Source organism: Kribbella sp. NPDC104740, from assembly GCF_055583505.1.
This window is the reverse complement of sequence record NZ_JBVJNV010000002.1, coordinates 1,051,538-1,072,145: the sequence shown is the minus strand read 5'-3', so window position 1 is coordinate 1,072,145 and position 20,608 is coordinate 1,051,538. Positions and strand designations below refer to the sequence as shown.

Below are 20,608 nucleotides of genomic sequence, written 5' to 3'. Positions count from 1 at the left end.
AGGACAGGGGGAGTGGTGAGCACCGAGCAGCCGCCGGCTGTGGTCCGCCGGGGTACGAACCTGGACCGCGTCGGAGGGTTCAACGACAGCGTCGTCCTGGACGCGATCCGCCGCGCCGACCAGCTGCTGAGCCGCGTCGAACTCGCCGCCGCCACGGGGCTGTCCGGCCAAGCGATCTCGAACATCACCCGCCGACTGCTCGACGCGGGCCTGGTCCGCGAAGCCGGTCGCCAGAAGAACGCCGGCCTCGGCAAACCGCGCACCCTGCTGGAGCTGGAGCCCACCGGCCAGTACGCCGTCGGCGTCCACCTCGATCCAGCGGTCGTCACGGTGGTCGTCCTCGACCTCACCGGCGAGATCGTCGCCCGCCGCCGCGCCGAAACCGAAGTCGTCGCGGCCTACGCCCAGCAGACGCCCTCACCCGGCGGCTCGGCCAACGCCCAGTCCACGTCGCAACCCGGCGGCTCGGCCAACGCCCAGTCCACGTCGCAACCCGGCGGCTCGGCCAACGCCCAGTCCACGCCGCAACCCGGCGGCTCGGCGTACGCCCAATCGTCCCCGCCGCCCCGCGAGACAACAGCGCCTTCCCGCGACGACCCCGACGCTCTCATCGACGGCATCGCCGCTATGGTCGAGGAAGTCATCACCGAAGCCGGCGCCCACCGCGACCGCATCGTCGGCCTCGGCATCGCCGCCCCCGGCCCGATCGACGTCGAGCGCGGCGCGGTCGTCGACCCACCGAATCTCACCGCCTGGCACCTCGTCCCGCTCCGCGACGCTCTGCGCGACCGGACCGGCCTGCCCGTCCTGCTCGACAAGGACGTCACCGCCGCAGCCTCGGCCGAGAAGTGGGCCGGCGGCCCGAACGGCCGCGGCAGCTTCGTCTTCTTCTACCTCGGCACCGGCATCGGCGCCGGTCTGGTGATCGCCGACGAGGTCGTCCGCGGTACGTCGGGCAACGTCGGCGAGATCGGCCACGTGATCGTCGACCCCGACGGCCCGCTGTGCTTCTGCGGCCGCCGCGGCTGCGTCGGCGAGACCAGCCAGCCGCGGTACCTGGTCCAGCAGGCCGTCCACTCCGGAGTCATTGCCCACGGCATCGACCTCGACGACCGGCACGCCGTCGACGTCGCCTTCGCCGAGCTCTGCGCGACCGCCGCCGACCAGCCCGGCACCGCCCGCGAGATCGTCACCACACTGGCCGGCCGGATCGCTAAGGTCGTCGAGGACATCGCCAACCTGCTCGACCTCGAACGCGTCGTCTTCGGCGGCCCGCACTGGGACCGGCTCGCCCCGTTCTTCGGCGACTCGATCCGGGAAACGCTCAGAGAGCGCTTCCTGGTGCGCTCGGTGCACCCGTTCGACGTCGCCGGCACGGCGCTCGGCGCCGACGTCGGCGCGGTCGGCGCCGCCAGTCTCGTCCTCGACCACACGTTCTCGCCGAACCCGTCCGTGCTGCTGCTCGGACCGCCGGAGAGCGCTCCCTCCGGATCCCGTCCCGCTCCCGGCGTGAATACCGCCGGGTGAATCCTGTCCCGCTGAAAGGTGATGTGTTGATGATCGACCCCGACGTGCTGGCCCGCGCCACCGAGGAGGTCCGCCAGGCCACCGGCGACCCGGTGATCGCGACCATGTTCCAGCAGTCGATGGCGCAGAACCTGCCGGCCGTGGCCGAACGCCTCCCCGACGGTACGACGTTCGTGCTGACCGGTGACATCCCGGCGATGTGGCTGCGCGACTCCGCCGCGCAGCTGCGCCCGTACCTGGTGCTGTGCGCTGACGACCCCGGTCTGCAGGACGTGCTGATCGGCGTACTGCACCGGCAGCTCGAGTACGTCGCGCTCGACCCGTACGCGAACGCCTTCAACCGCGAGGCCAACGGCGCCGGCCACACCACCGACCTGACCGAGATGTCGCCGTGGGTGTGGGAGCGCAAGTACGAGATCGACTCGCTGTGCTTCCCGCTCGACCTGGCGTACAAGCTGTGGAAGATCACCGGCCGCGCCGACGTGATCGACGAGCGGTTCCGGACCGCGGCGGTCGCGATCCTGGATCTGTGGACCGTCGAGCTCGACCACGAGGCGAACTCTCCGTACCGGTTCGAGCGCCACGGCGAACCGGTCACCGACACGCTGGTCCGCGAGGGCCGCGGCCGCTGGACGCAGCCGACCGGGATGTCGTGGAGCGCGTTCCGGCCCAGCGATGACGCGACCGAGCACGGGTTCAACGTGCCCGGCAACATGTTCGCCTCCGTCGTGCTCGGGTACGTCGAGGCGATCGCGACCGAGCTGCTCGGCGACCCGGCGCTCGGCGCCCGCGCCAAGCAGCTGCGGGCCGGTATCGACGAGGGCATCGCGCAGCACGGTACGGTCGAGCACCCGGCGTACGGGCGGGTCTTCGCGTACGAGGTGGACGGCGCGGGAGAGCGGTTGCTGATGGACGACGCGAACATGCCGAGCCTGCTGTCGGCGCCGCTCAGCGGGTACGCCGCCGTCGACGACCCGACGTACCTGGCCACGCGGAAGCTGCTGCTGAGCCCGGAGAACCCGTACTACTACAGCGGTACGCACGCGTCGGGGATCGGCAGCCCGCACACGCCGCCGCACTACGTCTGGCACATCTCGCTCGCCGTGCAGGGCCTGACCGCGACCTCGGCCGAGGAGCGCGCACAGATCCTGGAGACGCTGCGTGACACCACCGGCGGGACCGGGCAGATGCACGAGGGCTTCCACGTGGACGACCCGAACCAGTACACGCGTGAGTGGTTCTCGTGGGCCAACGCGATGTTCTGCGAGCTGGCGCTGGCGCACGCTGGGCGCCGGCTGATCTAGCCGCGCTCGAAGAGATCCTTGTTCCACCCAGCAACATCGAGGACGGCTCGGAGAAGCACCGAGTCCCCGAGCCGTCCTTCCAGTAGTTCTTCGACAGGTGCGGTGCCGAGCCCGGGTCGGTAAACATCCAGGGCCTGTCGCCGACGCTGCTCCGCACCCGCGCTCTCCGCACCCGCCCTCTCCCGGCCCGCGCTTTCCTCCTCACCGCCGGCCCGGATCTCCTCCAACGCCACATCGCCGCCGGCTCCTACAACCCGCCCCGACCCAACCGGCCGCCCGGCCAGCTTCTCGACAGCCTCCCGCCCCGCGACCACATCCGCCGCCCGAAGCCGCGCCCCCAGCGCCGCTCCCTCAGTCGCCTCCAGCACCGCCGCCCCGATCGCCACATGATCCGGATGCCCGGTCAACCCGTCCCGCCCCACACTCAGCACCAGCTCGGGCCGCACCTCCACCAGCGCCCGCCGTACGGCTTGAACCAAGATCGCGCTCTCCGCCTCAGCAACACTCCCGGCGCCAGCGCCCCCGCTATCAACCCACTCGCCGGCCTCCCCGAGCCATCCCCACTCAGCGATCCCGAGCAACGCGCACGACCGGCTCAGCTTCTCCCCGCGAACCCGCCGCGCCTCGACCTCACCCAGCCCCGCATCCTCCGAAGCCTCCCCACCGGTGGCGACCCGCAGCACCACCCGCCAGCCCGCGTCGGAGAGCGCGATCACCGCCGCTCCCGTCGCGAACACCTCGTCGTCCGGATGCGCATGCACCACCAGAGCAGTCCTCACCGCTACACGACATCACGCCGCCGGGTCGTCACCATCGCTAGCCCGACGAACACCACACCGTACGCCGCCAACGTCGCCAACGCCCGCCCGCCGCCAACAGCGTCCCGCACCCCAGGCGGCGCATCCGCTGCGACCATCCCCGTGACGCTGAACACCAACGCCCCGGCGTTCGCCCCCGGCAACGCGTCCGTCAGCACCTCCAGATCCGGCAGCAAGCTGCTCGCGACCCCAGCCAGCAACGTCTCGATCCCGAGGATCCACACCACGCCGAGGCCGATCGGCAGCGCAACGTTGCGGAAGGCAACAGCCAGCAACGCGCCCGCCAGACACCAGATCGCCAGCACCAGCCACCCACCAGCCAGGGCGCGAACGATCTTCAGCGCACCCGGCCAGGCCATCGACCCGCCCTCGGCCGCCGCGATCCCGATGCTGCACAGGGCGCACGCCACGAAGATCCCCAGCACCCACACCGCCAGCATCGTGAACAACCCGAGCAGCTGCCCACTGAGCACCGAGATCCGCCCAGGCCGCTGCGTGAGCACGGTCTTCAACGTCCCCCAGGTGTACTCCCCGCCGACCACGATCGCCCCGAGAACAAGGGAGAGCGCTCCCGCGAACACCGGGAACCCACCGATCGTGTTGTCCAGCACGCGCCCCGGCAGCAGCCCCCGCAGCACCTCCGCCGGCGGGATCCCCGTCGTCTCCGGGTTCCCGTCGCCGGTCAGATAGCCGACGTACGGCAGCACGTACCCGAAGATCAGGCTGAGCACGAGCCCGGCCCCGAACAGCACCCAGACCGCCGACCGCTTCCGCAGCTTGATCAGCTCCGCGTGATAGCTACCCAGCATGAGCCTTCTCCTCCGTGGTCAGCTCGAAGAACACGTCCTCGAGCGCTCTCTCCGTACTGCGCAGTTCCGACACCGCGATCTCCGCCTGCACCAGCAGTCGGTTCAGCTCGGCGGCGCGGTCCGGTGAGACGTTGGCGCGCAGCGTGTCGTCGTACAGGTGCACCGCGTCGGCGCCGAGAACATCGCGGAGAACCGAGTGAGCGCTCTCCAGCGGTCTCGCGCGGATCACCAGCTCCTGCTGGCCGCGCAGTTCGTCGACGTCGTGCTCGGCGACCATCCGGCCGGCGTTGATGATCCCGACCCGGTCGCAGACCTGCTGGACCTCGCCGAGCAGGTGGCTCGACAGGACCACGGTCCGCCCGTCCGACCCGAGTTCGCGGATCAGCCGGCGCATGTCCCGCATCCCGGCCGGGTCGAGCCCGTTGGTCGGCTCGTCGAGGATCACCAGCTCCGGGTCCTTGAGCAGCGCCGCCGCGACCCCGAGCCGTTGCTTCATGCCCAGCGAGTACGTCGAGAAGCGGTCCTTGGCGCGGTCGGCCAGGTCTACGAGTTCGAGCACCTCGCGGACGCGGGCGCGCGGCACCTCGGCGTACTCGGCGAGCAGCCGCAGGTTGTCGAGCCCGGACAGGTACGGGTAGAACGCGGGCGACTCGATCATCGAGCCGGTCCGCGCGAGCACTCGCGCCTGACCCGGTGCGCCCCCGAGGACCTCGACGCGCCCGCTGGTCGGCGCGATCAGGCCGGTGAGGATGCGCAGCGTCGTGGTCTTGCCGGCGCCGTTGGGCCCGAGGAACCCGTAGACCTCACCCGGCCGGACCACCAGATCGACACCATCGACCGCGAGGGTGTCGCCGTAGCGCTTGGTCAGGCCGTGCACCTGAACCATCGGAGCAACTGTCGTTTCCATGCTCCGACAGTGCCGGGCAACAGGTGTCGTGCGCGTCGCCCCCGAGGAGGCATCGCCTGTACCGCCGGGGGAGTACTACCCAAGCCCGGCCTGTCTGCTGCCCGAGCCACGCCGGCTGCTTCTACCCAAGCCAGCCCGGCTACCAGCCGAGCCAGCCAGTCCAGCTACCCGAGCCAGCCCGGTCGGACCAACCCGGTCTGGTACGCCAGCACCACCAGCTGCGCCCGGTCCCGCACCCCGAGCTTCACCATCGCCCGACTCACATGCGTCTTCGCTGTCGCCGGGCTCAGCACCAGCCGCGCCGCGATCTCGTCGTTCGACAACCCCTCGCCGACCAGCGCGACGATCTCCTTCTCCCGCTCGGTCAGCACGTCGAGCTCCTTGCTCGCGTGCGGCTGCCGGCTCCGCGTCGCGAACTCGGCCACCAACCGCCGCGTCACCCCCGGCGACAACAACGCGTCCCCGCGCGCGACGACTCGCACCGCCTGCAGCAGCTCCACCGGCTCGGTGTCCTTCACCAGAAACCCACTCGCCCCGACCCGCAAAGCCTCGAACACGTACTCGTCCAGGTCGAACGTCGTCAGGATCACCACGTGAACATCGGAGAGCGCTTCCTCGGCCCCGATCTGCCGCGTCGCCTCCAGCCCGTCGGTCCCCGGCATCCGGATGTCCATCAGCACCACATCAGGCTTCTCCGCCCGAGCCACCTCGACCGCCGCGGCCCCGTCCGCCACCTCACCGATCACGGTGATGTCGTCCTCGGCGTTCAGCAACGCCCGGAACCCGGCCCGCACCAAGGCCTGATCGTCCGCCAGCAGCACCCGAATCATGCCGCCCACGCTAGGGCATCCACCCGGTCAGCCAAGCCCTCGCCGGGCCCTCGCCAGGTTCCCGCCGAGCCCGCGCCGAGCCCCCGAGCTCGCGAAGGCCAGGTTGCAGGACGAGTTGTCCAGGTGCATGTACTCCGAGCACGGGTTCGACGCGGTGATCCGGCCGGTCTCCGGCGTGGCTGATCTTGTCGAACAGCTCGCGGGCGTCGACGGGCGAGCGCCGGCCCTCCCACCCGATGCCGTCAGGCGAGCCCCGCGTCGTGAGCCAGCAGCGCGATCTGCGTCCGGTTCCCCAGCTCCAGCTTGGTGAGGATGTGCGAGATGTGCGCCTTCACCGTCGCCAGGCTCATGAACAGCTCCGTCGCGATCTCCGCGTTCGCCTTGCCCTGTGCGACCGCCAGCATCACGTCGTACTCCCGCGGGCTCAACCGGGAGAGCGCTCCCTGCGCCTGCGTGTGCGCATCAGCCTGCGTCGCCGCCCGGTCCATCAACCGCCGCGTGATCGCCGGCGACAAGATCGGATCACCAGCAGCAACCCGCCGTACGGCGTCCACGATCTGCGCCGGCGGCGTGTCCTTCAACAGGAACCCGCTCGCCCCGGCCCGCAACGCGTGCAGCACGTTCTCGTCGGTGTCGAACGTCGTCAGCACGATCACCTCCGGCGGGTTCTTCCGCTCCCGCAACCGCCGGGTCGCGACGATCCCGTCCACCCGCGGCATCCGCAGATCCATCAGCACCAGATCGGGGAAGTGCGCGTCGATCGCGCCCGGCACCTCGTCCCCGTCGGCCGCCTGCGCGACGACCGCGATCCCGTTCGCCCCGTCGAGCATCATCTCCAGGCTGGCCCGGACGAGCGCGTCGTCGTCCACCACCAGCACCCGGATCGCCGCCGCTGTCTCACCCATAGGCGTCACCGTAGTCACTCCGGCCAGGGCAACGCAGCATGCAGCCGGAACTCGCCCGCCGTCTTCCCGTGATCGAGCGTCCCGCCCGCGAGGTTCACTCGCTCGGTCAGCCCAACGAGCCCGGTTCCGCTCCCAGGCGCGGCCGGTACGCCGTTCCCGCCCGGGTTTCGCAGCTCGATCACCAGCCCGTCACCCGGCCGCCCCCGCACGATCACGCTGACCGGCCGCCCGGCCGCGTGCTTGCGCGCGTTCGTCAGCCCTTCCTGCACGACCCGGTACGCCGTACGCCCGGTGGCTGGCGGCAACGTCTCGGCCGCGCTCACCTCAGCGGCGTACGAGATCGCGCTCCCCGCGTCTCTCGACTCCTGCACCAGCGCGTCGAGATCGCCGAACGTCGGCTGCGGCCGCCCGCCGGGCAGCTCGTCGATCTCGCCGTCGCGGAGCACGCTGATCACCTCTCGCAGCTCGTCGAGCGCCTGGTGCACCCCGGTCCGGATCACGCCCGCGGCCTGCGCGAGTTTCTCCGGCGAGGAGTCCGGCCGGTACTCCAGTGCTCCGGCGTACGTCGCGAGCAAGGACAACCGATGCGCGAGCACGTCGTGCATCTCGCGCGCCATCTTCGTCCGTTCCAGCATCCGCGCCTCGGCCACCCGCCGGCCCTGCTCGCTCTCGGCTCGGAGAGCGCGCTCTCTCAGTGATCCGAGCAGCGCCCGGCGTGCCTGCGCCCACTGGCCCCAGGCCATCAGCGCGGCGTGCACCGCGATGTCGACGATCACGTACCAGAAGAGGTTCAGCCCCTCGACCGGCCGCCAGAGCCACTGGATCAGGTGCCCGACGGTACCCGCGAGCGCGATCAGCGCGGCGACCTTGAGCGGCCGCCGCTGCGCGACCGTCAGCGTCCCGACCGTCGACGGCGGCGTCGCGGCGGGGGAGAGGACGGCGAGCGCGGACAGCGCGAGCGCGGACTGCACCGGGCGCCGGGCGAGCGGGAGAATGAGGCCGACGGCAACGATCCCGACGATCACGTCGAGGATCAGGTACCGCGATCCGTCCGGACCGGACTGCCGCCCGAAGATGGTGGCGGCGGTGAGGACCGCGACCGAGGCCACCCCGACCACGTCGCCGACCCAGCGCGGCGGCTCGCCCGGGATCCGCAGGTCGGACTCGTTGGAGCAGGTCGCATTCATGCCCCCGAGCCTAGATCCGGCCCGGTCCGGGCGACCACCGACCAAAGTCGATGCCGGACCGACTTCCGGGCAGGCGGCCCCGGCCCCGCGGCCGATGCCCGGGATCGCGCTCTCCGGCGACTCTGGTCGCACATCGACCCGCTCACCGGAAGGCACGAAGATGACCATCACCGCGAACAAGCCCCGCACCCGCGTCGAGGGCAAGAGTCGCCTGGCCGTCGTCGGCGCGACATCGGCCGCGGCCCTCGTCGCCTGGGCGGTCCTCGGCCCGCTGGCCGGCATCGACCTGCAGGCCGAGCAGGGCTCCGCCACGATCGACATCACCTGGGTCTCGGTCTTCGTCTCGGCGACCCTGATGGCGTTCGCCGGCTGGGGCCTGCTGGCGCTGCTCGAGCGGCGTACGGTCAACGCCCGCAAGGTGTGGACGGTGATCGCCGCGTGCGCCTGCATCATGTCGCTCGGCAGCCCGTTGGTCGCCGGGATCGGGATCGGCGCGAAGCTCGGCCTGGCGTCGCTGCACCTGGTCGTCGGCGCGGTCGTGATCGCCGGCCTGCACCGCACGGCCTTGTCGGTCTGCGAACGCTGCAACTAACGTGACCACCGAGATGAGGAACTGGAGCGGTTACCGGACGGCGAAGCGCGACCTGATCCGCTCGCTGTCCGGCACGGTCCTCGAGATCGGCGCCGGCAGCGGCGCCAACTTCGCCGACCTGCCCGCCGGCGTCGAGTGGATCGGCCTGGAGCCGAACCGCCGGGCACGGGCTCAGCTCGCCCGAACGGCTCCTGAGAAGCGAGTGCTGGATGCCGGGGCCGAGCAGATCCCGTTGCCCTCAGCAAGCATCGATGGCATCCTCTCGACTGTCGTGCTCTGCTCGGTCGCCGACCTCCCCGCAGCGTTAGCCGAGCTACACCGCGTCCTCCGCCCCGGCGGTCGCTTCGTCTTCGTCGAGCACGTCGCCGCCGCGCGTGGCAGTACGACGTACCGGCTGCAAAAGCTGGCCGCCCCGCTCACCCGCCGCTTCGACCGCGGCTGCAACCCGGCCCGCGACATCCAGGTCGCCATCGACCAGTCCGGCTTCACCACGCTCCAGCTGGAGCACTTCACGATGCCGGGTCTGATTCCCATCCCGTTCATCGCCGGCGCTGCTACCAGGTAGGCGAGGACAGCCGAGCCGCCCGGTAGAACCCCTCGATGTGCTCGGTCACCAGCTGCGCCGCGTCCTCGCCCCGCCCGCTCCTGATCGCGGCCACGATCCCGTGGTGCTCAGCCCGCAGTGCGACCGCCGTAGCGTCCCAGTCCGGCAGATTCGGTACGGCGGCCAGCACGTACTGGTGGATGGCCGACCGCAACGACCCCATCACCGCAGCGATCAGCACGTTGCCCGCCAGCCCCGCCAGCGCGACGTGGAACTCCGCGTCGAGCAGGTGGAACTCCTCCGGCGACAGCCCGTCCGCATCCATCCGCTCCAGCAGCCCCTCGGCCTCTGCCAGCTGCAGCCCCGTGTCGGAGCCGAAGCGCGCCGCAGCCTCCCGCGCCGACCAGGACTCCAGCAGCACCCGCGTCTGCACGATGTCCTGCATCGGCAGATGACTAGTGGCCAGGTGCAACCGCAGCAACGCCGTCAACGGCGCAGCAGGCTCAGCCACGATCACCGCACCCGCCTCCGGACCAGACCCAGTAGCAGTCCGTACGACGCCCAGCGCCTCCAGCACCCGCACCGCCTCCCGCACCGACGGCCTGCTGATCCCCAGCTGCTCAGCCAGCGCCCGCTCACCCGGCAGCCGCCCACCCAGCCGTAGCCGCCCAGCCGCGAGGTCAGCCTCGACCTGCTGCAGCACCAGCTCGTAGTTCTTCACGCTGGCGAGTCTAGCTGCGTGGTCGGACCACAGGCTATGCTGTGGTCCGACCACACTCGCGCGACTTCCGAGGATGCCCCGATGACCGAACGCCAGATCCCTCGCTGGTCCGAGCTGAAGCCGCTGCTGCGGGCCAAGCCGGTCACGGTGAACCCGACCGAGCGCCGGCTGGAGAAGGCGCTCACCATCGCGGACCTGCGCGCGATCGCGAAGCGCCGGACGCCGCGCTCGGTGTTCGACTACACCGACGGCGCGGCCGAGTCCGAGATCAGCCTGCAGCGGGCCCGCCGGCTGTTCGCCGAGATGGAGCTGCAGCCGTCGATCCTGCGCGACGTCGGCGACCTCGACCTGAGCACCGACATCCTCGGCCGCCGCTCCGCGCTGCCGTTCGCGTTCGCGCCGACCGGGTTCACCCGGATGATGAACCACGAGGGCGAGAGCGCGGTCGTCAAGGTCGCCCAGGACGTCGGCATCCCGTACGCGCTGTCGACGATGGGCACCACGTCGATCGAGGACGTCGCCGCGGCCGGTCCGGATGCCCGCAAGTGGTTCCAGCTGTACGTGTGGCGTGATCGCGACGCGGGGGAGGACCTGGTCAAGCGCTCGGCCGCCGCCGGGTACGAGGCGCTGATGCTGACCGTCGACGTACCGGTCGCCGGTGCGCGGCTCCGCGACGTCCGCAACGGCTTCACCATCCCGCCGTCGCTGACCGCCAAGACTGTGCTCGACGCGTCACTGCACCCGGCCTGGTGGGTCAACCTGCTCACGACCCGCCCGCTGACCTTCGCCTCCCTGTCCAGCTGGGGCGGCACGGTCGCGGAGCTGCTGGACCAGCTGTTCGACCCGACCATGACGCTGGACGACCTGAACTGGATCCGCTCGATCTGGGACGGCCCGCTGATCATCAAGGGCATCCAGACCGTCGAGGACGCCCGCCGCGTGGTCGATGCGGGCGCTGACGCTGTCGTCCTGTCCAACCACGGCGGCCGGCAGCTGGACCGGGCGCCTACACCGCTGCGGATCCTGCCGGACGTCCGCAAGGCCATCGGCTCCGACGCCGAGGTCTACCTCGACACCGGCATCATGAGCGGCGCTGACATCGTCGCAGCGATCGCCCTGGGCGCTGACGCGTGCCTGGTTGGCCGCGCGTACCTGTACGGCCTGATGGCCGGCGGTCAGCGTGGTGTCGAGCGGGCGGCGCAGATCCTCACCACGGAGGTCAAGCGGACCATGGCGCTCCTGGGTGTCCCCAGCGTGGCTGACCTGAACCCGTCACACGTCCGCTTGCCCTGACGCGTCCAACGGCAGGTGGGCGATCACGCGCAGCCCACCTGTCGGCGTACGGCCGGCTGTCAGTGTGCCGCCGAGTGCTGTGGCCCGCTCGCGCATCCCGGCGATGCCGTTGCCCTCGCGCGGCGGACCGGTGAGCGACTCACCGTCGTCGTCGACCTGCAGCACGAGCGTCTCCTCGCCGTACTGGATCCGGACGGTGGCAGCCGTCGCCTTCGCGTGCCGTACGACGTTCGTCAGCGACTCCTGGATGATCCGGAACGCCGCCCGGTCCAGGCCGGTCGGCAGCGGCCGCGGATCGCCGTGCACGACCGTGTGCACCTCCAGCCCGGCGCGCGACGTGTTGCTGATCAGGTGATCGAGCCGCTCCAACCCGGCGACCGGCTGCCGGGGCGCTGACTCGTCGGTCTGCCGCAGGATGCCCACGATCGACCGCAGCTCGACCAGCGCCTCCTTGCTCGCGTCCTTGATCGCCGACAGCGCCGGGCCGGCCTGCTCGGGCTTGCGATCGACCAGGTGCAACGCGGTCGACGCCTGCACGTTGATCAGTGAGATGTGGTGGGCGACGACGTCGTGCAGCTCCTGAGCGATCCGCAGCCGTTCCTCGCTGGCGCGGCGCAGCTCCTCCTCCTCGCGGGTCCGCTTCGCTGCCATCACCCGGTCGCGGTGCGCCCGGAACAGCTCGGCGAGGAACCCGAGGACGAGGAAACAGGTGCCGACGAGGAGGATCTGGTACACGTTCTGGTCGTTGATCCCGAGCACGAAGCGACCCAGGATGTGGCCGGCGTACAGGGCGGCGATCGCGGTCCAGCCCGCTGATCGGTGCCCCGCGCGGATGGCCGCGAACACCGCGATCACGAAGCTGAAGATCACCGGCCCGTAGCCGTACTCGCGCAGCATGTAGACCAGCGTCGAGACAGCTGTCGCCCACAGCACGGGCACCGGGTGGGTCCGGAGCCAGTACAGCGACACCGAACCGATCAGCACGAGCACGACCAGCAGCCAGTCGGCCGCGCGTCGGCCCGGCTGGTTGTTGCTGGCGCCGATCGATCCGACCACGGCCAGCAGTGAGACGAACGCCGGCAGGGCGATCCGTCGTACCTGGGGCCAGAAGGTCGTGGTCACTCTCAGAACACTAGAGGCCGCGACGGCGAGGTGTCGTCGTCGCCACGGAGTACTCGCGCCTGCTTCACCCGGAGTACGTCAGTACTTGACGTTGTAGATGCCTTCTTCGTACGTCGGCCCGTAGTACTGCTCGAGCTCGGCCAGGTCGTCGTTCGGCCGGTCCAGCGCCTTCGCGATGGTGGCCCGGTTCGGGACGGCGTCCGGCTCCCAGGTCTCGGGCTTCCAGACCTTCGAGCGCAGGAACGCCTTCGAGCAGTGGTGGAAGATCTCCTCGATCTCGACCAGCAGCGCCAGCTGCGGGCGGTTGCCCTTGACCACCATCTGGTCGAAGAACGGCGCCTCGCGGACGATCCGGGCCCGGCCGTTGATCCGCAGCGTCTCGCCGCGGCCCGGGATCAGGAAGATCAGCCCGACGTTCGGGTTGGTGACGATGTTGGTGAAGCCGTCGATGCGCCGGTTGCCGGCTCGCTCGGGGATCGCGATCGTGCTGTCGTCGAGGACCAGCGTGAACCCGGCCGGGTCGCCCTTGGGGGAGACGTCGCAGCTGCCGTCGGCCGCCGAGGTCGCGATCAGGCAGAACGGCGACGCGGCCAGCCACTCCTTGTCGAGGTCGTGCAGCTCCTTGCGGACCTTGGCCGACGCGTGGGAGAGCGGCTCGGGGACGACCTCGCGCAACTCTTCGTGGGTAGTGATCTCGACCAGTCCGGGGATGTCCATCAGGCGGCGTACTCCTCTACCGGTGAAGGCTGGACCGCCTGGCTGGCGGGCCGAGTCTGTGCGGCCCATCGTACGGCGGGACCAGTCGCGCAACTGGTCCCCAGGAACAGCGCTCCGACCACCAGCCACCCGATCGGACCCCACCCGAGGATCAGCGTCGTCAGCAGCACCGGGCCGAGCATCCGCGCGATCGCGGGGCCGGTCCCGAAGAATCCCTGGTACTGGCCCTGCTGCTCGGCGGGCGCGAGCCCGAAGCTGATCTCCCAGGAGCCGGAGGCGAGTTTCATCTCGCCGAAGGTCAGCAGCGCGGCGGCCGCACCCAGTACGACGGCCGTCGCGGCCGGGGGAGCGCCGAACGCGGTCAGCGCGAACACCGCGCAGGCGGCGAGCATCGCGATGCCGGCGATCCGCACCGACCGCGTCGCCGTCCGCAGGTTGGTGACGCTGCGGGCGACCCGGACCTGGAACACGGTGACGCCGAGCGTATTGATCACCAGCAGCGAGGCGACGACCCAGCCCGGGGCGTTGGTCCGCTCGACGATCCACAACGGCGCGACCAGGCTCAGCAGCGGCATGAACATCAGCATCACCGCGTTCAGGAGCGCCAGTACGGCGTACGGGCGGTCGCGCAGCACCGCGAGCCTGGGCTCGCCCTTCGTCCGTACGGCGACCTCGACGCGCGGCACCTGCCTCAGCAGCACGGCCGCCACCAAGAAGCTGACCGCATCGATCGCGAACACCGTCAGGTACGCCTGCGTCGTGTCGAACTTCAGCGCGACCCCGCCGAGCGCGGCCCCGACCGCGAGCCCGCCGTTCGCCGTCGCCTGCAGCGTTGCGCGGATCCGCGTCCGCTCCTGTGGCGAGACCAGTCCCGCCAGGAGCGCTTGCCGGGCCGCGGTCAGCCCGGTCTGGCTGCTCGCGTACGCGATGGCCGCCACCAGGAACAACGGGAAGCTCCGAACCACCAGAAACGACCCCACCGAAACCGCCGTCGCCAGCGCCAGCACGATCGCCACGACCCGCGGGCCGCACCGATCGGCCAGATGCCCGAGCGGTACGCCGGTGAGGAACCCCACCAGCCACGCGATCGTCAGTCCCAGCCCCACCTGCGCGGTCGACAACCCGACCACCCGCGTGAAGAACAACGCCGACGTGACGATGAAGGCCCCATCGCCCACCGAGCTCACCAACTGCGCCGCCGCCAACCGCTTCGAGGTCGTCATACTCCGACCTTAGATCCGCACCGGCCCAGCACAACGGTCCATTCTGGTCGCTCTCAGATGGGCCAATATTTCCCTGTGGACAACTCCGGAAGCGCCCGGTTTCCACGGCATCTTCTTTGCATGACCTTCACCGACCTCCCCACCGACTGGCGCCTGCGCCCCCTCACCGATCCCACCCTCACCCGCGACGTGGTCGACCTCTACTCCACCGCCGGCGACCGCAGCCGGGGCGCCCTGACGCTGATCATCTGCGACCACCACGACCACTTCAAAGGCGCCATCGCCATCGACCTCCGAGACCTGATCCCCGACCCCATCCCGGACCACACGCCCCGCCACCGCTCCCGCCGCCGGCATCCCACCATCGCGGCGCCTGCCGCGCTCCCTGCCGCGCTCTCCGCCACGGCGCCCGCGTCGCCTCTTGGCGCGCGGTTCGCCGTGCCGCCCACCCTGCAGACTCCCGCGGCCTCCACGGGCTCCCACCACCCCGCGGCGATCGCACCCACCTCCGCACGCCCCACCAACAAGGCCGCCGCCCTACGCCCCGTCATCCGCCCACTCCAGGTCTACCCCGGAGGCTCTCTCGTCCTGGCCCTGGGCCGCCGAGGCCCCTCCACCACCACTGTCACCGACCGCGAATGGGCAGACGCCGCCACCCGGGTTTGCCGCTCCCTCGGCGTCCGCCTGCTCAGCTTCTATGTGGCCTCACGCGACACCGTCTTCCTCGCCGACCTCACCACCGAAGCCTCCGACCTACCGATCGCAGCCTGAGGAGCCGCACATGTCACCGCACCCCACGAGGCCTGAACTGCACACTGATCCGCGGCCCGATCCGCCCGGACGCCTTCGGAATCGCATGCTCCCAAGTCCGCTGACAGGACCCACCCATCACGATCAGATCCCCATGCCCCAAGGGATACCGGATGGTCGAGCCAACAGGCCCACTCACCGAGCCCGGCCGAGGCCGCAATGCCAGCACCCGAGGCTCACCCACCGAAAGGATCGCGACCATCGTGTCCTCCCGCTCCCCACGTCCCAGCTTGTCGCCGTGCCAGGCAACGCTGTCCCGCCCGTCCCGGTAGTAGCACAACCCAGCAGTCCGGAACGGCTCGCCCAGCTCCTCGGCGTAATGCTCGCTCAACATCTCCCGAGCCTCGTCCAGGATCGGCAGCGGCAACGTCACGTTCTCCCCGTAGAAGCAGAGCAGCCGCGGTACTTCTACCACCCGGTCGTACATCTGCCGCCGCTCCTCCCGCCACGGCACGTCCACGGCGAGCCGCTCGTACACCTGATCGGCTCCCGACAACCACCCCGGCAGCACGTCGATCCACGCCCCGTGGCTCAGCTTCGTCCGCTGCACCGCGTCCAGCGACCCCAGCTCAGGATCAGCGAACGCATCCAGCAAGGACGCTTGAAGGTCAGCACCCATAGCGCCACTGTACCCGAGATTCGAACATATGTTCCCCTGACTGTCGATCGCCTGACCGACGCCCACCACCACCTGAAACCAGTGGTGCCCGTGGGACGAATGAGGCACCTTCCACCCTGCCCCTCACCCACGAAAGACTGCCCCCATGACCAGCACCCTGATCCGGAACTGCGCAGTCCTGGTCACCCCCGACTCGGGCGACTGCTTCGTTCAAGACGCCCAAGACATCCACATCACCGACGACACCATCACCGCCGTCACCCCGACCCAACAGAACCCACTCCCTGACGCAGAGGTTCTCGACGCCACCGGCCTCCTGGCGATCCCCGGCCTCACGAACGCCCACACCCACACCCCGATGGTCCTGATGCGAGGCGCAGCCGAGGACCTCTCCCTGGACAACTGGTTCAACCAGAAGATCTGGCCCATGGAAACCAACCTGACGCCAGAACGAGTGAGAGTCGGCGCCCGCCTGGCCTGCGCAGAAATGCTCCTGTCCGGCATCACGTCCTTCGCCGACCACTACTTCCACGCCGACCAAGTAGCCCAAGCTGCCGTAGAACTAGGCATCCGAGCCGACCTGGCCCCCACCTTCTTCACCTCCACCGGCCCCGAAGCAAGAGAAGCCTCCTTCGCCACAGCCCGCCAGATCCGCGACCTGGGCAACCCCCGAATCACCGCGAGCCTAGGCCCGCACGCCCCCTACACCGTGTCGGAAGAAGACCTGACGCGCACCGCAGAAGTAGCCCGCTCCGAGAACTTCCGAATCCACCTCCACGCAGCAGAAACCCGAGAACAAACCACCTCCTCCCTGACCCACCACAACGCCACCCCCATCCAACTCCTGCACCGCACCGGCATCCTCGAAGCCGGCGCCCACCTGGCCCACGCCTGCGCCCTCACCGACGAAGACGTGACCCTCCTGGCCCAACACGCCGACCGCACCGTCATCGCGACCTGCCCCAAGGTCTACCTGAAACTTGCCATGAGCAACACAACCCCCATCCGCAACCTCCAAGCCGCAGGCATCCCAGTCTCCATAGGCACAGACGGCGCAGCAGCCCACAACACCCAAGACATGTGGGAGTCCCTCCGCCTGACGGCCCTCACCGAAAAGCACAAGGAGCAAGACGCCACCTGGATGTCCCTCTCCCAAACCCTCCGCCTGGCCACCCACCCCAACACCCTCACCTCAGGCCACCCAGCCGACATCACCCTGGTAGACCTCTCAGCCCCCCACAACCAGCCCCTCCACAACCCCCTGGCAGCCCTCGTCTACTCCATCCGCCCCACCGACGTGATCCACGTCCTGGTAGCCGGCCACCTGGTAGTCCACAACCAGTCCCTGACCAACGCCGACCTCCGCGAAATCCTCAACCAGGCCAACGAAGTAGCCCACTCCCTGGTAACCCTCACCACCCCCAACGCTATCCAGCACTACGCGCCATGACCCCCGCCGACAAGGACTTCAACCTCCTCCGCCCCTCCATCAACCGCGAGTACGGCCCCAAACCCCTCCCATCCCACCGAGACCATCAAATCCACACCCTCTTGTCTGCCGCCGTCCCCGGCCTCTCCTTCCAAGCCCTCAAACTGAAAATGCCCCTGGGAGCAGCCGGCGTCCTGGCCACCTACGCCGAACGTGCAGCCTCCCTCGCCGTCCGAGACAGAGACCCCAACCAGATCCGCACCGCCCTCATAGCAACAGCCGTAGCCCTGGACCTCACCGACGACTTCCGCGACGTCATCCCGTCCCTGGCCCTCCTCTACCGAGCCGCCGAGCTCATCGACCTCGACCCACTCGGCGAGTTCCGCACAGCCGCCACCCTCCTCGACCTCCAAGCCCCCGAGCTCACCAAGTTCCCAGCCCGCTCCCCAGCAGACCGCTCAATCCAAGCCATGGCCTACATCGAGTCCACCGACGCCCAAGGCTTCAGATTCCGAAGAACCTGGTAACAACACCCACCCCAGGAGCCCCCGTGCCGAACCCACCCCACCGCGCCGGCACCAACCCCGAAGAGCGGGACGCAATCCACGCGCGATGGGTCGCCCGAAGGACGCGCTCCACCGCCGACCCGGCCTACCTCGAGACCTGGTACGACGAACAATGCGGCGCCAGCCGCTTCTGGTTCCCGCTCGCCGGCGACCTCGGTCACGACCACGGCGCGTGCGCCAACCCCGCGTCTCCGCACGACCGCACCGTCATGTTCGAACACGACGGCTGCGACGCCTTCACCCCTTCAGGGACCTGGGCTGTCCCCGAAGAGATGTGAGCCGGTCAGGCCCCCGTCGGCCAGGACTCGGTGACGAGCCTGTGGGAGAGCGGGTAGTCGCGCAGCTCCGTCCTCAGGTGGTGGCCCAGGGCAACGGTGTTGGACGGGTCTGCACGGCGCGCACTGAGCAGGTCGGTGATCCACTGCGCGGTCTGCGGGATCGGTCGCGGGTCGCCGGTCAGGAGCGCGGCCCAAACCGCATGCAGCGTCTGAGTGACCGCGTCCTCGACGATCTCGAGGCTGGGGTCGACGTCCCACGTCGCCTGCAGACGCCCGGCGATCTCGCGATGGGACAGCTCCAGCGTCGCCTGTTCCGCCGACGCCTCGGCGGGCAGTGGTTCGGCCGCGGGGACGACCGTCGGCAGTTCACGCGCAGCCAGTACGGCGCTCGGCGCGTCGGCGGCCCACGCGGTCGCGCCGAGAGCGCGCGCCCGTACGTCGTCGACTCCGAACGCCGCGCCGCCCACCACGATCGGGATTCCGGCCGTCGTACTGGCTTCCACGAAACGCCGAGTGGTCGGCAGCGCACCCAGCATCGAGCAGCTGACCGCCAACGCGTCCGGCCCGTGATCCTGCAGGTACTGGCCGAGCCGCAGCGGCGAAGTCGAGGCCCCCAGCAGCGTCGTGTCCCATCCGTCGGCCCGCAGCGCGCAGTCGATGATCATCGCCGGCAGCGCGTGCCACTCCCGCTCAGCGCAAGCGACCAGCGCCTTGCCCCGAGTCACCGGCAGCTGCCGCGTGTACCGCGCGACAGCCTCGGTCGCCGCCGCAGCCACGGCCGTCGCCGCGTGCTCCTCGGCAACCGTCCAGTCGCCGCGCTGCCACCGCGTCCCGACATTGCGCTGGGCAGTCGCAACAACGTCGGTCAGTACGACGACCGGCGGTACGCCCTGCGCCAGCTGGTTCTCCACGACCTCCAACGCCGCCGACGTGTCGACAGCGGCCAGCGCGAGCTCGAAGGCGTCGAGGGCGTCGAGGGCGTCGTTCGCCGGTACGGTCAGCTCTGCCATCCGAGTGATCCTCCGCAACTGATCGCCAGCAGCGCGATGTCGTCATGGGCGCGGCCGTCCAGGTGCTCGACGACGTCCTGCTCGACGGCGCCGCAGATCGCGTCAGCGCCCGCGCCGGCGTACTCGCCGAGCAGTCGCAGCAGCCGATCCGTTCCGTAGAACCCGTCCGCACCGCGCGCCTCCTCGACGCCGTCGGTGGACATCAGCAGCGCATCGCCCTGCTCCAGGCGCACGGTGATCGTCGGGTAGGCCACATCCGGTACGACGCCGGCGACGGTGCCCTCGATCGGCAGCTGCTCAGCGCGCCCGTCGGCCCGAACGAGAACCGGCGCAGAGTGGCCCGCGACGGCGACGTCGATCTCGGCAGCCAAGCCGTCCGCGGCCGCGCGGATCCGCAGACAAACCAGCGTGATGAAGCGGTTCGACGGATCCTGAGAGAACACGGTATTGAAGGCAGACAGCAGCGCACCCGGTTGCCGCTCGAAGTGCGCGGCCGTGCGAAGGCTCTGCCGGGCGCGTCCTGTCAGTACCGCGGCGTCGACGCCCTTGCCGCAGACGTCGCCAAGGACAGCGAGCCATTCGTCACCCGCACGGAACACGTCGTAGAAGTCACCGCCGATGTCGAGCTGCTCCACGGCCGGCCGGTACCTGGCGGCGAGGTCCACCCCCGGCACCGCGGGAAGCTCCGGCGGCACGAGGCTCTCCTGCAGCGCGGCCGCGACCCGGCTGCTCTGCTCGTACAGCCGCGCGGAGTCGAGGGCGAGGGATGCCCGCGCCGCGAGCTGCTCACCGATGGCGACGTCAGCCTCGGAGAAACCGCGCCCCTGGCCGCGAACCATCACCAGGGCCCCGAGGGTGACGCCACGCGCCGTCAGCCCAAGCCCGAGCACGTCGACAGGACGCAGCGCCGCGGCCTGTTCCCGCAACGCGGCGTGCGGAACCATGCTGGCCAGCGCGTCGGAACTCATCTCCTCGAGCGCCACATGCAGCAGCTCGGTGTGCCCGGTCGTCAGAATCCGCTCGAGCACCTGCCCGGCGATCATCCGCCGGGAGACCTTCACACTCGTCGCCGGGTTTTCACCACCCCAGACCGTCAACGCACCGGTCCGTGGGTTGATCCACACCAACACAGCCCACTCGGCGAACTCCGGCTGCACCCCGCTCAGCAACTGCAGCACACACCGCCGCAGATTGAGAGACCCGGTCATGCTGACCCCGATCTCCTCGACAATCTCCGGCCGCACACCAGCCGACTCCACCGGTACGCCGAACGCCTCGCCGCGGACACCAACGGACTCACCGCGTACGCCGGACGCCTCGTGGCGGACGCCGACGGACTCACCGTGTACTCCGGACGACTCCGCCCGCACGCCAGCTGATTCGGCTGCAACGCCAGC

General features: G+C 70.1%; 22 protein-coding genes. 9 read left to right on the top strand and 13 right to left on the bottom strand.

Annotation, left to right across the window (positions count from 1 at the left end; genetic code table 11):
• Positions 1-15: 15 nt before the first annotated feature.
• Both ACZ6Z4_RS14470 and ACZ6Z4_RS14465 read left to right on the top strand, forming a co-directional pair.
• Complete coding sequence (locus ACZ6Z4_RS14470) at positions 16-1,527, top strand: ROK family protein (RefSeq protein WP_465562777.1); 1,512 nt, start codon at positions 16-18, stop codon at positions 1,525-1,527.
• Positions 1,528-1,556: 29 nt separating this feature from the next.
• Positions 1,557-2,831: a glycoside hydrolase family 125 protein gene (locus ACZ6Z4_RS14465; RefSeq protein ID WP_465562775.1), complete on the top strand. Its 1,275-nt coding sequence runs from the start codon at positions 1,557-1,559 to the stop codon at positions 2,829-2,831.
• Here ACZ6Z4_RS14465 and ACZ6Z4_RS14460 read toward each other — a convergent pair.
• The 6 genes from ACZ6Z4_RS14460 to ACZ6Z4_RS14435 form a co-directional block, all read right to left on the bottom strand.
• Complete coding sequence (locus ACZ6Z4_RS14460; RefSeq protein ID WP_465562772.1) at positions 2,828-3,610, bottom strand: PIG-L deacetylase family protein; 783 nt, start codon at positions 3,608-3,610, stop codon at positions 2,828-2,830. The genes ACZ6Z4_RS14465 and ACZ6Z4_RS14460 overlap by 4 nt on opposite strands.
• A gap of 2 nt (positions 3,611-3,612) precedes the next feature.
• Entirely contained in the window at positions 3,613-4,458 is an 846-nt protein-coding gene (locus ACZ6Z4_RS14455; protein WP_465562769.1) for an ABC transporter permease, read from the bottom strand.
• Positions 4,448-5,365 carry an ABC transporter ATP-binding protein gene (locus tag ACZ6Z4_RS14450; RefSeq protein ID WP_465562766.1) on the bottom strand — a complete coding sequence of 306 codons (918 nt, stop codon included), beginning with the start codon at positions 5,363-5,365 and terminating at the stop codon, positions 4,448-4,450. The genes ACZ6Z4_RS14455 and ACZ6Z4_RS14450 overlap by 11 nt, the downstream gene beginning before the upstream one ends.
• Before the next feature lie 164 nt (positions 5,366-5,529).
• Positions 5,530-6,195, bottom strand: coding sequence for a response regulator (locus ACZ6Z4_RS14445; protein ID WP_465562763.1), 666 nt, complete (start codon positions 6,193-6,195; stop codon positions 5,530-5,532).
• Between the two features lie 242 nt (positions 6,196-6,437).
• On the bottom strand, positions 6,438-7,100 hold the full coding sequence (locus ACZ6Z4_RS14440; protein ID WP_465562762.1) for a response regulator: 663 nt from the start codon (positions 7,098-7,100) through the stop codon (positions 6,438-6,440).
• A 14-nt stretch (positions 7,101-7,114) separates the two neighbouring features.
• Entirely contained in the window at positions 7,115-8,287 is a 1,173-nt protein-coding gene (locus tag ACZ6Z4_RS14435) for a sensor histidine kinase (RefSeq protein WP_465562760.1), read from the bottom strand.
• Positions 8,288-8,447: 160 nt separating this feature from the next.
• Here ACZ6Z4_RS14435 and ACZ6Z4_RS14430 point away from each other — a divergent pair, with 160 nt between their 5' ends.
• Positions 8,448-8,879, top strand: a complete 432-nt coding sequence (locus tag ACZ6Z4_RS14430; RefSeq protein ID WP_465562759.1) for a DUF6069 family protein — start codon at positions 8,448-8,450, stop codon at positions 8,877-8,879.
• Positions 8,880-8,892: 13 nt separating this feature from the next.
• Complete coding sequence (locus ACZ6Z4_RS14425; protein ID WP_465562757.1) at positions 8,893-9,444, top strand: class I SAM-dependent methyltransferase; 552 nt, start codon at positions 8,893-8,895, stop codon at positions 9,442-9,444.
• On the opposite strand, the gene ACZ6Z4_RS14420 is transcribed toward ACZ6Z4_RS14425, so the two are convergent.
• Positions 9,434-10,144 (bottom strand): FadR/GntR family transcriptional regulator, encoded by a 711-nt coding sequence (locus tag ACZ6Z4_RS14420; RefSeq protein ID WP_363668751.1) that lies wholly within the window; start codon positions 10,142-10,144, stop codon positions 9,434-9,436. The two genes, ACZ6Z4_RS14425 and ACZ6Z4_RS14420, sit on opposite strands and share 11 nt — an antisense overlap.
• Before the next feature lie 81 nt (positions 10,145-10,225).
• Here ACZ6Z4_RS14420 and ACZ6Z4_RS14415 point away from each other — a divergent pair, with 81 nt between their 5' ends.
• The gene (locus tag ACZ6Z4_RS14415) at positions 10,226-11,437 is read left to right on the top strand and encodes an alpha-hydroxy acid oxidase (RefSeq protein ID WP_363668753.1); all 1,212 of its coding nucleotides are present in this window, start codon (positions 10,226-10,228) and stop codon (positions 11,435-11,437) included.
• Here ACZ6Z4_RS14415 and ACZ6Z4_RS14410 read toward each other — a convergent pair.
• The 3 genes from ACZ6Z4_RS14410 to ACZ6Z4_RS14400 all read right to left on the bottom strand — a co-directional run bounded on the left by ACZ6Z4_RS14410 (position 11,417) and on the right by ACZ6Z4_RS14400 (position 14,499).
• On the bottom strand, positions 11,417-12,559 hold the full coding sequence (locus ACZ6Z4_RS14410; RefSeq protein WP_465562754.1) for a sensor histidine kinase: 1,143 nt from the start codon (positions 12,557-12,559) through the stop codon (positions 11,417-11,419). The two genes, ACZ6Z4_RS14415 and ACZ6Z4_RS14410, sit on opposite strands and share 21 nt — an antisense overlap.
• Positions 12,560-12,637: 78 nt before the next feature.
• Positions 12,638-13,276, bottom strand: coding sequence for a pyridoxamine 5'-phosphate oxidase family protein (locus ACZ6Z4_RS14405; protein ID WP_465562752.1), 639 nt, complete (start codon positions 13,274-13,276; stop codon positions 12,638-12,640).
• Positions 13,276-14,499 (bottom strand): MFS transporter, encoded by a 1,224-nt coding sequence (locus ACZ6Z4_RS14400; RefSeq protein WP_465562750.1) that lies wholly within the window; start codon positions 14,497-14,499, stop codon positions 13,276-13,278. Before ACZ6Z4_RS14400 ends, ACZ6Z4_RS14405 begins: the two co-directional genes overlap by 1 nt.
• Positions 14,500-14,619: 120 nt before the next feature.
• Here ACZ6Z4_RS14400 and ACZ6Z4_RS14395 point away from each other — a divergent pair, with 120 nt between their 5' ends.
• Positions 14,620-15,270 carry a hypothetical protein gene (locus ACZ6Z4_RS14395; RefSeq protein WP_465562749.1) on the top strand — a complete coding sequence of 217 codons (651 nt, stop codon included), beginning with the start codon at positions 14,620-14,622 and terminating at the stop codon, positions 15,268-15,270.
• 13 nt (positions 15,271-15,283) lie between these two features.
• Here the strand turns inward: ACZ6Z4_RS14395 and ACZ6Z4_RS14390 are convergent, their stop codons facing one another.
• Positions 15,284-15,928 (bottom strand): alpha-ketoglutarate-dependent dioxygenase AlkB, encoded by a 645-nt coding sequence (locus ACZ6Z4_RS14390; RefSeq protein ID WP_465562747.1) that lies wholly within the window; start codon positions 15,926-15,928, stop codon positions 15,284-15,286.
• A gap of 145 nt (positions 15,929-16,073) precedes the next feature.
• Between ACZ6Z4_RS14390 and ACZ6Z4_RS14385 the strand changes: the two genes are divergently transcribed.
• From ACZ6Z4_RS14385 to ACZ6Z4_RS14375, 3 genes are read left to right on the top strand one after another with little or no spacing between them, the layout of a single operon-like run.
• The gene (locus ACZ6Z4_RS14385) at positions 16,074-17,378 is read left to right on the top strand and encodes an amidohydrolase (protein WP_465562745.1); all 1,305 of its coding nucleotides are present in this window, start codon (positions 16,074-16,076) and stop codon (positions 17,376-17,378) included.
• Positions 17,375-17,884 carry a hypothetical protein gene (locus ACZ6Z4_RS14380; protein ID WP_465562743.1) on the top strand — a complete coding sequence of 170 codons (510 nt, stop codon included), beginning with the start codon at positions 17,375-17,377 and terminating at the stop codon, positions 17,882-17,884. Before ACZ6Z4_RS14385 ends, ACZ6Z4_RS14380 begins: the two co-directional genes overlap by 4 nt.
• A 23-nt stretch (positions 17,885-17,907) precedes the next feature.
• Positions 17,908-18,201, top strand: a complete 294-nt coding sequence (locus ACZ6Z4_RS14375; protein ID WP_465562741.1) for a DUF3027 domain-containing protein — start codon at positions 17,908-17,910, stop codon at positions 18,199-18,201.
• A gap of 5 nt (positions 18,202-18,206) precedes the next feature.
• Here the strand turns inward: ACZ6Z4_RS14375 and ACZ6Z4_RS14370 are convergent, their stop codons facing one another.
• Together ACZ6Z4_RS14370 and ACZ6Z4_RS14365 are read right to left on the bottom strand one after the other, a co-directional pair.
• Positions 18,207-19,211: a cobalamin B12-binding domain-containing protein gene (locus ACZ6Z4_RS14370; protein WP_465562740.1), complete on the bottom strand. Its 1,005-nt coding sequence runs from the start codon at positions 19,209-19,211 to the stop codon at positions 18,207-18,209.
• Complete coding sequence (locus ACZ6Z4_RS14365) at positions 19,199-20,581, bottom strand: PP2C family protein-serine/threonine phosphatase (protein ID WP_465562737.1); 1,383 nt, start codon at positions 20,579-20,581, stop codon at positions 19,199-19,201. The genes ACZ6Z4_RS14370 and ACZ6Z4_RS14365 overlap by 13 nt, the downstream gene beginning before the upstream one ends.
• Positions 20,582-20,608: the final 27 nt, after the last annotated feature.

What these genes read in the sequence shown, in the direction of transcription:
- ACZ6Z4_RS14465 (WP_465562775.1), top strand. Translation starts at nt 1,557, where the DNA reads ATGATCGACCCCGACGTGCTGGCCCGCGCCACCGAGGAGGTCCGCCAG.
- ACZ6Z4_RS14455 (WP_465562769.1), bottom strand. Translation starts at nt 4,458, where the DNA reads ATGCTGGGTAGCTATCACGCGGAGCTGATCAAGCTGCGGAAGCGGTCG.
- ACZ6Z4_RS14450 (WP_465562766.1), bottom strand. Translation starts at nt 5,365, where the DNA reads ATGGAAACGACAGTTGCTCCGATGGTTCAGGTGCACGGCCTGACCAAG.
- ACZ6Z4_RS14445 (WP_465562763.1), bottom strand. Translation starts at nt 6,195, where the DNA reads ATGATTCGGGTGCTGCTGGCGGACGATCAGGCCTTGGTGCGGGCCGGG.
- ACZ6Z4_RS14440 (WP_465562762.1), bottom strand. Translation starts at nt 7,100, where the DNA reads ATGGGTGAGACAGCGGCGGCGATCCGGGTGCTGGTGGTGGACGACGAC.
- ACZ6Z4_RS14435 (WP_465562760.1), bottom strand. Translation starts at nt 8,287, where the DNA reads ATGAATGCGACCTGCTCCAACGAGTCCGACCTGCGGATCCCGGGCGAG.
- ACZ6Z4_RS14430 (WP_465562759.1), top strand. Translation starts at nt 8,448, where the DNA reads ATGACCATCACCGCGAACAAGCCCCGCACCCGCGTCGAGGGCAAGAGT.
- ACZ6Z4_RS14425 (WP_465562757.1), top strand. Translation starts at nt 8,893, where the DNA reads ATGAGGAACTGGAGCGGTTACCGGACGGCGAAGCGCGACCTGATCCGC.
- ACZ6Z4_RS14415 (WP_363668753.1), top strand. Translation starts at nt 10,226, where the DNA reads ATGACCGAACGCCAGATCCCTCGCTGGTCCGAGCTGAAGCCGCTGCTG.
- ACZ6Z4_RS14405 (WP_465562752.1), bottom strand. Translation starts at nt 13,276, where the DNA reads ATGGACATCCCCGGACTGGTCGAGATCACTACCCACGAAGAGTTGCGC.
- ACZ6Z4_RS14400 (WP_465562750.1), bottom strand. Translation starts at nt 14,499, where the DNA reads ATGACGACCTCGAAGCGGTTGGCGGCGGCGCAGTTGGTGAGCTCGGTG.
- ACZ6Z4_RS14395 (WP_465562749.1), top strand. Translation starts at nt 14,620, where the DNA reads ATGACCTTCACCGACCTCCCCACCGACTGGCGCCTGCGCCCCCTCACC.
- ACZ6Z4_RS14390 (WP_465562747.1), bottom strand. Translation starts at nt 15,928, where the DNA reads ATGGGTGCTGACCTTCAAGCGTCCTTGCTGGATGCGTTCGCTGATCCT.
- ACZ6Z4_RS14385 (WP_465562745.1), top strand. Translation starts at nt 16,074, where the DNA reads ATGACCAGCACCCTGATCCGGAACTGCGCAGTCCTGGTCACCCCCGAC.
- ACZ6Z4_RS14380 (WP_465562743.1), top strand. Translation starts at nt 17,375, where the DNA reads ATGACCCCCGCCGACAAGGACTTCAACCTCCTCCGCCCCTCCATCAAC.
- ACZ6Z4_RS14370 (WP_465562740.1), bottom strand. Translation starts at nt 19,211, where the DNA reads ATGGCAGAGCTGACCGTACCGGCGAACGACGCCCTCGACGCCCTCGAC.